General features: G+C 40.8%; 8 protein-coding genes. 2 read left to right on the forward strand and 6 right to left on the reverse strand.

Annotated features, from left to right (window positions below; genetic code table 11):
- The first annotated feature begins 121 nt into the window (after positions 1 to 121).
- Positions 122 to 7,279 carry a 5'/3'-nucleotidase SurE gene (gene surE / locus HGR01_RS01380; RefSeq protein WP_081583984.1) on the forward strand — a complete coding sequence of 2,386 codons (7,158 nt, stop codon included), beginning with the start codon at positions 122 to 124 and terminating at the stop codon, positions 7,277 to 7,279.
- A gap of 664 nt (positions 7,280 to 7,943) precedes the next feature.
- Here the strand turns inward: surE and HGR01_RS01385 are convergent.
- Complete coding sequence (locus HGR01_RS01385) at positions 7,944 to 8,690, reverse strand: creatininase family protein (protein ID WP_045869958.1); 747 nt, start codon at positions 8,688 to 8,690, stop codon at positions 7,944 to 7,946.
- A gap of 128 nt (positions 8,691 to 8,818) precedes the next feature.
- On the opposite strand from HGR01_RS01385, the gene HGR01_RS01390 reads away from it, so the two are divergent.
- A complete protein-coding gene (locus tag HGR01_RS01390) occupies positions 8,819 to 9,379 on the forward strand; it encodes a hypothetical protein (protein WP_045869959.1) in 561 nt (186 codons plus the stop codon).
- A gap of 62 nt (positions 9,380 to 9,441) precedes the next feature.
- On the opposite strand, the gene HGR01_RS01395 is transcribed toward HGR01_RS01390, so the two are convergent.
- The 5 genes from HGR01_RS01395 to HGR01_RS01415 all read right to left on the reverse strand — a co-directional run bounded on the left by HGR01_RS01395 (position 9,442) and on the right by HGR01_RS01415 (position 13,223).
- Positions 9,442 to 9,714, reverse strand: coding sequence for a cupin domain-containing protein (locus tag HGR01_RS01395; RefSeq protein WP_045869960.1), 273 nt, complete (start codon positions 9,712 to 9,714; stop codon positions 9,442 to 9,444).
- A gap of 22 nt (positions 9,715 to 9,736) precedes the next feature.
- Positions 9,737 to 10,069: a Mo-dependent nitrogenase C-terminal domain-containing protein gene (locus HGR01_RS01400; RefSeq protein WP_045869961.1), complete on the reverse strand. Its 333-nt coding sequence runs from the start codon at positions 10,067 to 10,069 to the stop codon at positions 9,737 to 9,739.
- A gap of 1,109 nt (positions 10,070 to 11,178) precedes the next feature.
- Positions 11,179 to 11,610 carry an NUDIX hydrolase gene (locus HGR01_RS01405; protein ID WP_045869962.1) on the reverse strand — a complete coding sequence of 144 codons (432 nt, stop codon included), beginning with the start codon at positions 11,608 to 11,610 and terminating at the stop codon, positions 11,179 to 11,181.
- 17 nt (positions 11,611 to 11,627) lie between these two features.
- Positions 11,628 to 12,080 carry a DUF3531 family protein gene (locus HGR01_RS01410; RefSeq protein WP_045869963.1) on the reverse strand — a complete coding sequence of 151 codons (453 nt, stop codon included), beginning with the start codon at positions 12,078 to 12,080 and terminating at the stop codon, positions 11,628 to 11,630.
- A gap of 210 nt (positions 12,081 to 12,290) precedes the next feature.
- Complete coding sequence (locus tag HGR01_RS01415; protein WP_045869964.1) at positions 12,291 to 13,223, reverse strand: Sll0314/Alr1548 family TPR repeat-containing protein; 933 nt, start codon at positions 13,221 to 13,223, stop codon at positions 12,291 to 12,293.
- Between the last annotated feature and the right edge of the window lie 96 nt (positions 13,224 to 13,319).

Genomic DNA, 13,319 nt, shown 5'->3' on the forward strand with positions numbered 1-13,319 from the left:
ACTCATAACTGATTATGAGGCTCTAATTTTAAATTTAATTTAAGCATTGTTGATGATTTTTAACTTTAAATAATCTCTCTTAATTCTCTCAAGCAAAATTTACCTACTTGCAAGCTAATCTATGGTAACTACCAACGCAATCCGCTTTTCTCAATTCAACGCTTCCCTCAATCGTAATGCTGATGGTCAGTTAATTACTGATTTATCTACACCTAATAATGCTCAAGCAAAAACAGTTGCAGAAATTATTCAACGCAACAATCCAGATATATTATTAGTCAACGAGTTCGATTACGTCCAAGGAAATCCCCTACAGGCGGTGCAATTATTCCAGCAAAATTATCTTGCTGTCAGCCAAAAAGGTGCAACTCCTGTTAACTATCCTTACTTTTATATTGCTCCCAGTAATACAGGAATTGCTTCGGGGTTCGACTTAAATAATAACGGTCAGGTTGTCACTACACCAGGTGCAACTGGATATGGTGATGATGCTTTGGGATTTGGTAATTTCCCTGGTCAGTTTGGGATGTTGCTACTTTCTAAATACCCTATTGATACCGCTAATGTTCGCACCTTCCAAAATTTTCTGTGGAAGGATATGCCAGATTCTTTGCTATCTACAATCTCAACACCTAATTCTAATACTCCTTGGTATTCTCCAGAGGAACAAAATGTTTTACGGCTTTCTTCTAAAAGTCATTGGGATGTACCAATTAAAGTTAATGGTGAGACAATTCACGTTTTGGTAAGTCATCCTACACCGCCAACCTTTGATGGAACCGAAGACCGCAACGGTAAGCGCAATCATGATGAGATTCGCTTTTGGGCAGATTATATCACCCCAGGTAAGAGTGATTACATTTATGATGATGCAGGTAAAAAAGGCGGGATTGCAGCTGGTTCGCGGTTTGTAATTATGGGCGACCAAAACGCTGACCCTGTAGATGGTGATAGTTTTGATAATGCTATTCGCCAACTATTACAGAATCCTGGTATCAATAATAATTTCATCCCCACCAGTCCCGGCGCACCACAACAAGCAGCATTACAGGGTGGTGCAAATGTCAACCAAAAAGGCAATGCTAATTTTGATACCGCAGACTTTGCTGATACTGCACCCGGTAATTTGCGGACTGACTATGTATTACCATCGGCTGATTTGACTATTACCAATTCCGCAGTGTTTTGGCCGTTAAATACTGACCCCAATTTTCCCTTAGTAGGTACTTTTAACGCCAGTCTTCCCGGTGGGTTCCCCAGTTCCGACCATCGTTTAGTATATGCAGATGTGCAAGCAGGGCCAACAACACCAGGAAAAACGATTCCTGAAGTGGGATTTTTAGGACAAACTATTTTACCTACAGGCTTTATTCCCTCTGGTGTGGCGGGAACGGTAAATGGGGTACAAACTCCATTGGGTGGGTTGTCTGGGGTCGCTTATGATGCAGATCAAAAACAATTTTACGCAATTTCTGACGATCGCTCTCAATTTGCACCCGCCCGCTTTTATACTTTTACTACTGACCCGGCGAAAATTGCTACAACTGGGGCGACTTTTACTAATGTTACGCCGCTAAAAGATGCTAACGGTAATTTCTTTGCACTCAATAGCCTTGACCCGGAAGGAATCGCGTTAACTAACAATGGTACGGTCTTTATTTCCTCAGAAGGTGAGGTAAATCCTAGCGCAGGTCGTGTTACCAATCCCTTTATTAAAGAATTTTCCCTGACTACGGGGCAAGAAGTTCGCAGTTTAGCTGTCCCCAAAAAGTTTTTACCAGTTGTTCAGGATACTAACAATAACGGTGTTGTGGATGCTGGCGATACCCAAACTGCAGGGGTTTACAATAATTTGGCTTTTGAAAGTCTCACCATCACACCCGACCAAAAAACTTTATTCACCGCCACAGAAAACGCTTTATTTCAAGATGGGCCAAGGGTTTCCACCACAACTGGTAGCCGATCGCGAATTTTACAATACAATTTGGTAACGGGACAGCCAGAAAAAGAATATCTCTATGTTACAGACCCATCCGTCACCCCCAACCCAACCACAGGTGCTAGTGATAACGGCTTGGTGGATTTATTAGCAATTGATAATCGCGGTACATTACTGGCGTTAGAACGTTCTTTTGCACAGGGTGTAGGGAACACAATTAAAATCTATGAAATTTCTCTACAAGATGCAACGGATATCAGTAGTATCGACTCACTCAGTAGTTTAAGCACCAGTCAATTAGCTGCGATTCAACCAACGCAAAAGCGACTACTGTTGAATTTAAATGACCTGAATTTACCAACAGACCCCAATCATCCAATTACTGGTACAGATAATATTGAGGGTATAGCCTTTGGGCCGAAATTAGCTGATGGTCGCCAATCGATTGTTTTAGTCAGCGATAATAATTTTGGTACTACCCAATATACGCAAATTTTGACTTTAGGTGCAGATGTAGTTACTACCGCAGCGCCAAGAGTCGAAACTCGTCCTGATTTATTGGATGATGACACATTACCGACAGACCAACGTGCTGATGCTGATGACCCAGCTATCTATATTAATGCTAACAATGCGGCTGAGAGCTTAGTTCTCACCTCAGTCAAAAACGCTGGACTGCGGGTGTATGACTTGTCTGGTAAACTGTTGCAGAAAGTCAACCCTGGCGGTATTCGCTACAACAACATTGATTTGCAATATGGTTTTAAATTAGGTAATGAAAAAATCGATATTGCCGTAGCGAGCGACCGCGGTAACGATAAACTAGCAATATTCAAGATTAACCCCAATCCCAGCACTCCCGGTAAATACCTGGAAAATATTACCGACAGCAGTATTGGCACAATTTTCCAAACACTACCCTTTCTTGCGCCTTATTCTTCATCTTCTCGCAGTTCCTACGGACTCGCTTTATATCGCAGTCCCATCACCAATGATTACTACGTCTTTACTAGTCGCCGGGAAACTGGAGATATCGCCCAGTTTAAACTAATTGATCAAGGTAATGGCAAAATTGGCGCGGAACGAGTCCGAGAGTTTACTATTCCATCCTCCTCTGATAGCGAACGTTCTGCACAAACAGAGGGAATGGTAGTAGACCAAGAAACTGGATTCCTTTACATTGGACAAGAAGATGTCGGTATTTGGAAATTTCAAGCCGAACCCAATGGCGGTACAACTGGGAAATTAATTGATCAAGTTAAAGGCTTGGGTGGTAAATACCTTACCGATGATGTGGAAGGATTAACTATCTACTACGGTAAGAATGGTACAGGCTATTTATTAGCATCCAGCCAAGGCGATAATACTTTTGTTGCTTATACTCGTGAAGGCAATAATGATTATTTAGGTAACTTTGCGGTTGGTAACAATGGCGCAATTGATAGCGTACAAGAATCAGATGGTGCAGATGTAATTAATGTACCCCTTGGCCCTAACTTCCCCAAAGGTTTATTTGTCACCCAAGATGGAAATAATGAACCGGCAAAATTAGTTAGCGATGGCGATGAAATAGAGAATATCAACTCTAATTTTAAATTAGTACCTTGGGAAAATATCGCTAACGCTTTCTCTAATCCTTTAAATATTGACACCACTAGTTACGATCCGCGCAATCCTATTGCTCAACCCAAACTCACTATTTACGACTTTAAAAACCTACCCAAATTAGGCACAACTTCCAAAGGTGAAGATATTTTGTTGGGTGGTTTTTCTGGGTTGTATTTCCTAGGAACAGCACCTAATGGTAACCTGCGATTTGTTACCCACACAGACAGAGGCCCCAATGGTGAACCTGTGGGTGCAAATCGACCATTTTACCTACCCAACTTCCAGCCAGAAATTGTCAGTTTTGAACTCAACCGCACCACAGGCGAAATTAAAATTACTAACCGTACTGGCTTATTTCGCCAAGATGGGAAAACCCCATTAACCGGATTACCAAATTTACAAGCTGGGGCGAATGGTACAGCTTATACTGATGAAATTGGCGTTGATTTAGATAATAAGCCTCTACCTAATGACCCATTAGGTGCAGATTTAGAAGGAATTGTGGTTGCGGAAAATGGTGATTATTGGATGGTAGATGAATACCGTCCTGCAATTTACCATTTTGATAGTCAGGGTAAATTAATTGAGAGATTTATCCCCAAAGGAACTGCAACCGCACCTAATCCAGACCAACCTACGGGTACTTTTGGAACTGAGATATTCCCAGAAGTTTACGCCCAACGCCGCAACAATCGCGGATTTGAAGCTGTGGCTTTGGAAGGTTCTAAGTTGTACGCTTTTATTCAAAGCCCAATTGATAATCCTGATAATGGTAGTGACACAGTTTCTAAAGCTTCTCGTAACCTGAGAATTTTAGAATTTGATATCAACAGCAAACAAGTAACAGGGGAGTATTTATATCTTCTGGAAGGTCTACCAGCCACAGATAAAATTGGTGATGCAGTTTCTTTAAGTAACGGTAAATTTGCAGTTGTAGAACGCGATGATAATGGTACATCTGCTGGCAATAAACTCATCTACCAAATTAATTTATCAGGGGCGACAAACATTAATAATCCTGCTAACTTTACATTGCCCAGTGGTAAGACCATTGAACAACTAACTGCTGCAGAATTAGCCACAGCTAAAATTACGCCCGTCAGCAAAAGCTTAATCGCCAATGCTGCACAGTTAGGTTACACCGGAGTTGAAAAATTAGAGGGTTTAGCTTTAGTTGCACCCAATACGTTGGCGTTAATTAATGACAACGATTTCAACGTTACTGGTAAGACTCCGGCGGAAAGATTGGGACTTTTGGAACTACCTAATAACATTGCAGTTACTAAACCCAAAACATCCCTGAATATCCTCTTAGTCAATGATGATGGTTATCAGGCGAAGGGAATTAATGTCCTCTACAACAAATTAGTTGCGGCTGGTCATAAAGTAACATTAATTGCACCTAAACAACAGCAAAGCGGTCAAGGTACAGCCCTGGATACCGATAAATTTGGCAAACAATTAGAAGTTGTCAATTATGAACCAAATAAATGGTATGTCGATGGCAAACCTGTTGTAACTACCTGGGCGGGAATCGATTACATTTTAAAAGATAATCCCCCAGATTTAGTTATTTCTGGGATTAACGAAGGGGAAAACCTCGGTTTAGAAGGGATCATTTCCGGTACTCTTAGCGCCGCAGTTTCCGCATTAAATCGTGGCGTACCTGCGATCGCAGTCAGTGCGGGTGTTAAATTAGATGAACGTAGCGCAGGTTACCCCAGTACTGATAAAGCCTACGAAGTTGGAGCTAATTACGTTGTTGATTTAATTGCCCAATTACAAGCAAAACAAGGTAATAACCCGGCTATATTACCCAAAGGCATTGGTTTAAACGTCAATATCCCTGCAACTGACAAAATTCAAGGAGTAGCCTTTACAGAGTTTGACAGTGCAGGTAGTTTTGATTTCAAATTTGGGGAGTTACCGCCTAACTTTGGCACAGGTCAAGGTATACTTTATACCCAAAATACCTTACCTGCTGGAACTACACCCAAACCATTCTCAGAAGGTGAACAATTCTTAGCAGGTAAGGTGACAGTAACTCCTTTTGATGGTGATTGGGGTACAACTCCAGACCAACGTCAAGCACTGAGTTCTCGTCTTAACCTAGCAGTCCCTGGTTTAACGGATGAAATTAAACCTGCTAGTAAGCCATTAAATATTCTTTTGGTGAATGATGATGGTTATCAAGCAAAGGGTATTGATGTTATCTACAAAGCTTTAACCGCTGCTGGTCATAACGTTATTTTAGTCGCACCCAAAGACCAGCAAAGCGGAAAAGGTACTTCCATCAACACCAACAAAATTTTCCAAAATACTGAAGTTACAGAATTTGATACCAGCAAAAATAAATGGTATGTCGATGGTACTCCAGTTGTCACCACTTGGGCGGGACTTGATTATATCTTCCCCAACAAAGAGAAGATTGCTAAACCCGATTTAGTTATCTCCGGTATTAACGAAGGTGAAAACATTGGTTTAGATGCCATTTCTTCTGGTACACTTAGCGCTGCGGTTGCTGCATTACAAAATGGTATTCCTGCGATCGCAGTTAGTGCTGGAATAGATTTAGCTGGGTTACAAACAGGCGATAAATCCAGTACAGAGAAAGCTTACGAAATCGGTGCTAGGTTGGTTGTTGATGCAATTAACAAACTCCAAGCCAGTCAAGGTAGTAATGCAGATTTACTCCCGAAAGGAGTAGGGTTAAATATCAATATTCCAGCTTATAATCCTGATATTGCTAAATTCAGCACAATTACAGGGGTTGCAGTTACCAAATTTGACCAAGCCAGCAGTTTGGGTTTACAGGTTGCGGAAATTCAACCGGGTGTTCCTGGTCTAGCTTTAGGGGCTTCCAGCAATACAGGTACAGGAGATTTATCATCGGAAGGGGGTAGATTCTTAGCCAGAAATATTACCATTACCCCAATTGATGGTAATTGGAGTGCTACCGCAACTAGTCGTCAGCAAATCGCCAATGCTGCGGGGGGATTGACTATCAATACAGGTAGTAGTCAGCCGATATTCACAGGTGATGGCGCAGATATTGTAGAACCTATCAATGGTAGCACTGTGTTTACAGGTAACGGTGATGACACAGTAATTGCAGGTAGCAATTCTTCTATCTCAACAGGCGATGGTAATGATCAAGTCTTTGTGGGTGCTAATGGCCCTGCGAAAAATACTAATGTTGATGGTGGTGCGGGTAACGATGAACTGACTGTAGTAGAAGCTAGCGGTAGCAATAATTTATTTGGGGCTGCTGGGGCTGATAATCTGCAAGTAGTTGAAGGTTCTCGTCAAGTTCTCTTCGGTGGTTCTGGTAATGATACTCTCACGAGTAAGGGGAATAATAACCGACTGTATGGTGGTTCTGGTGATGACAAACTCTTCTCTAATACCAATGACACTCTAGTAGGTGGTGATGGTGATGATGTGTTATTTGCTGGTTCTGGAGGTGGTAATCGCCTGACTGGTGGTGCTGGTGGGGATCAGTTTTGGATTGCAAATGCTAGCCTTCCTACTAGCAAGAATATTGTCACGGACTTTACCCCAGGAGTTGATGTGATTGGTATTGGTGGGATTGGTGTAAATCAGTTCAGTGAACTGACGCTGTTGCAACAGGGTGGTGATACTTTAGTTAAAAAGGGAAGCTTAGAGTTAGCTTCATTGTTGGGGATTACTGCAAATAACCTCGCTGCTGATAACTTTAGCTTTATAGGTTAAAGTATCGATTTGTTATTTGTTTAAAAAGCCAAAGATTGGGGGATTCTCCCCCAAACCCCCGATTGGGTGACGGTTGCGTCCCCCAAACCCCCTCCAAAATTAGTCTTCGGTTTTTTGAGTTACTAATTTTTTGGGTTTTTTCGATTGATTTTATGGACTGTATTGAAATCTACAGGATTTACGCAAGCAAAATTTGTCATTGCGATCGGAAGGTATTGTAGGGAAGCAATCCCATAATTTTAGGCGATTACGTCGCTACGCTTGTAATGACGTAATTCTGTGAATTTTGCGTAATACCAAATCCGGCTTCTTTACCCCTTTATCTTCTTATACCATTTTGAAAAAAGAACGCGACAGATGGGTTGGTAAGGGCACGGCACCAGTAAGATAATTTGATATACCAAAAGATTGTGGATGCCGTGCCCCTACAAAGAATTGATCTGCCGCAAACATTATTTAAATTGGTATTACTCCTCTTTTCTTTGCGTTCTTTGTGTCTTCTCTGCGAGACGCTACGCGAATGCGGTTCGATAAAAAATGGGTTATTTAAGCGGATTTGGTATAAGTACTAATCTAATCAATCCAAAATCCGTCTTGAAAAGTTTGCTCAACGGGGGGAACCCCCGCACGCAACTTTCCGCAAAATCTAAAATTCCTGTGAGTTTTATTCTGCGTTTAAAAATTCTAAATAGTTGTTGCTGAGTTCTTTGACGGCTAATTCATAAAATTGCTTACCATGTTCTGGGGTGGCTAGGGCGGGATTTGAACCCATGCGTCCATCGGGGTAATGTAATCGAAAGTCGGCTGCACTATAAATTCTATGTCCCGAGGCTACTTCTGGGGAGAGGGGTGCTTGCTTAATTGCTTCTGGATAAACATATTGAGTAACGGCTACTTCGCTAGGGGTAGCATGGGAACCTTCTTGATTGCCGTATAATTCTTTGGCAAGTTTATAGACGGAACTGCACATAAACCAATTACCTACTTGGCATTGTACCCGTTGGGCATTGGCAATCTGTAAATCTTCTAGGTGGGCGTAAGTTTCTGAGAAGGCTGCTTTGAGGGTGGCAATGTTACCGCCATGTCCGTTGATAAAGTAGAACTTGGTAAAACCTGCTTTGACTAAACAAGTTATATAATCTCGCACTACCTGAATTAGGGTGCTGGGACGCAGACTTATAGTACCGGGAAAAGCGGTATGATGTAGCGCCATACCAACATTGATTGTAGGGCCTACCATTGCTTGAGTTGCTTCACCCACACCACGGGCGATCGCTTCTGCACAAATAGCATCAGTACCAATTAAGCCGGTGGGGCCATGCTGTTCTGTGGAACCTATCGGAAAAATCAGCCCTCTAGATTGCTGTAGATAAGCTTCAACCTCAGGCCAGGTACTTAAATGTAGTAACATTTTTAGTCAATTTCCTATTCAATAATTGCGGTGGGAAGAAACATTGTGCTATGAAATAGCATCTTTATTAATCAGCCTCCCACTAACACGATTATGAACTCCCAGGCTGTGAGGTGGAGGTAAGAACTATGAAATCTCGTGATGTTTGGCTAGGTTTGACTGGGTTGACTGTGGGATTGATACTAGTCAATAGTGCGATCGCACCTCCAGCTTTGGCGGGACGCTATGTGTTAAATCAAACACCTCAAACTATTGAGCGCTATTTTGGACGTTACATTACCAAAAAAACTAATGGTGAGCAAGTTACTTATACTTATGCTCCCAAAAGTTTCCGACAGCTATTTAAGCAGTTTCCTAAAAGTGATTTTTCTATCACTTTTGTTAAAAGTCAAGCAAAGTATATAACCTTAAACTTCAACGGCGATTTTTTCCAATACCCAGGCAGCTATAATTACGATAAAGCTGAGGCTACAAAGTTCTATAACTATATATTTGGCTATCAGCCACCTATTTGGAAGGAACTCTCTGCCAAATTTAGCGGTAATGAAACCATTTATTTTTACGAATATTGTCTTGGTGATGGAGTTGCAACGAATTTTGAAAGATATGGATATAAGCAATTTACAGATTCTGCAACTTTATCCTATAACAATCGTTGCGAACCCCCATACAATTTAAATGAGAATTGAGATATTAGATATTTACTTTCCCAATAAGATGAGAATATATTGGGGATCAAGTTCTATTTTGATTAATCAAAGGAATAATGTTTTTTCACGTCACTGGTGATTTCCCATGTACAGGACATTCCGGCCGGGAAGACTACTAAATCACCTTTACCCATTTGCACTGGCTGTCCACCATCTGGCGTAACAATTACATCTCCTGCCAAAAAGTAGCAAGTTTCTTGAGAATCATAAGTCCAAGGGAATTTTGAAACTTCTTTTTGCCAAATTCCCCATTTTTTGACACCCAACTGTTCGAGGCGTTCTTGACTGGGTTGATGCTCAATTTTAATTTCCATGCCGCACTTGATCTAATTTTATTCAGCAGTAGGATTGGATATCCTCTCCACATTTATCTACTAAATAGCATAGTGCGCGAAAACGCAAGCCAACAAATTGATCGTAAAGGGGATTAAGCTTGCACATTGGGGGAATATGGGCGATTTTGCGTCCAAACAGCATGATATCGCGCTCAAAGGGGCATTGTGCAGGGATGAGTTTGGCAATAAATTTTGCAACTTTCCGATTTTGAATTTCGAGATTGTCAAGCCATTGGCGTAATGGTTGTAATAAATCAAATTGAGGATTGTCTTTTTCGCTAAGAGGGCTAATAAAAGCGGAGAAAACAATAGGTTGGTTTGCAGTTTTAATCATAGTCTTAAGTAAGCTTTTTGCTAGAAATGAACTATTTACCAATTTGCAATCTAACTCGCATCTAGATTTAGGCAATTTACATTGCACTTGTCAATATAAATTAGCCTAGGTCAACCAATTAAATATGTTTGAGAATTTACTGCCTATGGTGCAACTAATAGATATTTAAACGCACCACCTGCTGCAGAACTGTCCAGTTAAATACAAAATAACAAAGAAATTATAAAGATGGTATAGCGAAAAGTTATTAATTCCTTATATTCCACATACCAATCTTATATATTAAATTTAAATCCGAGTTAGGAAAATGCACAGTATCCTGAGATGTACTTTTGTTTGTATAAGCGCGGTTTTACTCTGACTCTAGCCAGATTTCGCTAGGATTATACTCTAAGAAATTTGATTTTAAGGGTATCAATATCCAGCAAATTGTTATTTATGTTACAAAACTATATAAAAAATTTATCTAAATAACTAGAAAATCAAATTTTACCCAGTACAGCCTCATATAAGCTCTGATGATACTTCTAATAATTCTCTTTAAAACTGGGTTTAATTTTAATTAAAGTCTCAGGCGAAAAGTTAAATTCTAGCTTCAACATCATATTAGATGTTTAATACGAGCTAAACAATAAAAGTAAGTTGCAGACATTAGCACAGTTCTCTTCCTATATGCAATAGACATTTCCGCAAATTAATTCTGTATTCTCAGAAGTTCTTTGTAGTAACTGGAGTTGCTACAATACTGCTCGGTTAAGGATTTTCAACTCGGAATTTGGTTTGGGGAAAAGGTGAAAGGGTAAGGGTTAAAGGTTTTTTCTTGCCCCTTTTACCCTTCTCCTTTTCCCCTTAACCGACAAGTATTGGGAGTTGCTAACTATTGCAATATCAAGCATATTGATAGCTACAAGCACCCATCAGAAATTGGGCATAAAGTGTTTGTCTCTTTGCAACCCTGCTTCCTCTCAACATGGTTCGGTTAAAAATTTTTCGTCAGGATTTTACGGTTATGGAGACGCGATAAATCGCGTCTCTACAAGATTTAAACGTCAATTGATTTATATTATCCAAGCTATATTGTGCGGACTCTACTAAAAACTAGAGCAATCTTATAAATAATTGAAAAATTCCGTCGGTACCAGGGTTAATTCGCCTGATTTGAACCGCTCGATATTAATCCAAAGTGCCCGATGTTTATGGTTTGGGGACTCAGAAAAGATGAGGCTCTCTAATTGATAAAATTTAGAATCGGCAAAATCACATTGATAAAGTTGAATAATTTCGTGTCCTTGCCTGCCATTAAATATAAATAGGTTCTCTATACAGCCTAAATAGCGAATATTGGTTAATTCTGCTTGAATTTCTTCTTGAAATTCCCTTTGTAGGGCAATTAGGCTGGTTTCGCCAAAATCTACTCCACCTCCTAAAGCTCGGTAAAATGTAGATTGCTTGGCGGGATCGTAGCCTTCGGAAACAAAGATGCGTTCACCATCACGAATTAATCCCAAGGCTATTACCCGAATTTCTCCTGCTTTGCTCATTTTTGTAACTTAAGTCACTAATTATCGTACATAGAGTAAGAGTTGTTTTCGTTCTCCTCTATGGGCCAATCTTCGTTTTCGCCACCGATATATAATTCCTCAATAGTGACATATTCTTCACTAAGCTGAGTGAGAGCATTAATTAAGATATCTAAGGCGATCGCATCACTGGTTCCTAAATCAAACCAGCAGCGTCCCCACTCCCCTTCATACTCGAACTCACCCATATTATGCATCAGCGCCAGCAAGCTTTTGTCATAACCTTGCTCGTCATAATTCATGTAGCTAATATCCAGTCCTGTATCTTGCACCTGAAGATTTTCGGCGTTAAAAGCACCCAATTTACCTAAATAAAACCAGGAATTAAAAACCTCTTCTACATATTGCCTTTCACGCGCCGAAGGAATCGTGCTGAACCTCAGCCAAATCCACACATCAAAAGGATTAACCTCACGAAACTGGATATACATTGCGGTTATATTTCTCCGTTACAGTTTTCTGAAAATAAGCATATCAGGATTGGGGATTGGGAACTGGGGATTGGGGATTGGGGACTGAGGATTAGGGATTGGGGATTGGGGAGATGAGGGAGATGAGGGGGATGAGGTAGACAATACCAAATACCAAACACCCAACTAGCAATGCCCAATGCCCAATGCCCAATGCCCAATGCCCATTTCCTAACTAAAACTCTTCAACCGATTATTCGCATTGTTGCGTTCGGATTCGATTTGTTGGACTAAGCTGGCTGGGAGTTGGGATTTTTTGCTTAAGGCGGTGTCGAAGTTGGCGATCGCTTCTTTAATTAATTCTCGGTTGTTGTCTCTTTTACCTTGGGCGTGGAGGATTTGGGCTTTGAGATAATATAATTCTGGGTTTTCAGATGTGCTTTTTAAGGCACGATTGGCGTACTCTAGGGCTTGAGAGTAATTTTTTAAATCTCGGTAGCCAAGGGCAATCCCCCGATCTGCTAAATATTTAGGAGCAGCATTGTTTTCTAGCCGTTGAATCGCTTCGTCTGGGTTAGAAAAAGGCAGGTTTACGGCGAGTAGCAAATCCATATAGCCTCTAATGAGGTTTACTTCTGGATCGTTGGCTGAAACTGCTTCTGCTTTATCTAAATATTGGTAAACTTGCCGCAAGCGACTTAAGGCTTGTGCTGCACCACCTGCACCTTCACGGGTGATCATCGTTGCTCCCTCTAGGAAATTCCCTACTGCTGTGTATAAATTACCGCGCAGTGGGTCTTTCTCAATTAATTTTTGTCCGGTTTCGAGGGTTTTTTTACTGTATGTGTCTAATGAAGTGAAATCTTTGTTGGCATAGGCTAGAGATGCCTTCATCGCATAGGCTAGAGGTTCATTCGGTTCGCTGGATATCGCTTGATTTAAGTAACGTTCTGCTTCTTGATAGTTGCCTTTTTGAAAAACCGCTTTAAAAGCCGCTTCGGTTTTATCCCCAATTTCATGAGGTTTGTCAGGACGGAAAGGATCGCCAGCCAGCGTTGGGTTCATTCCCAAATTGAATGCGATCGCAGCAGCAAAAGTTGTCTGAGCAATCTTAGTGACTCTCGCAAACACAATTGCTTGAGGAGCAGAAAACCATTTTGTCATTGTAACCCTCAGAATAATTGCGGTTGAAATAGTTGTTTATGTTACCTAAAATGCAAAAAAATGATTAATCTGTACTTAGGTTGATTTTTGCCAGCA

The organism is Tolypothrix sp. PCC 7712 (assembly GCF_025860405.1).
GTDB classification, from domain to species: domain Bacteria; phylum Cyanobacteriota; class Cyanobacteriia; order Cyanobacteriales; family Nostocaceae; genus Aulosira; species Aulosira diplosiphon.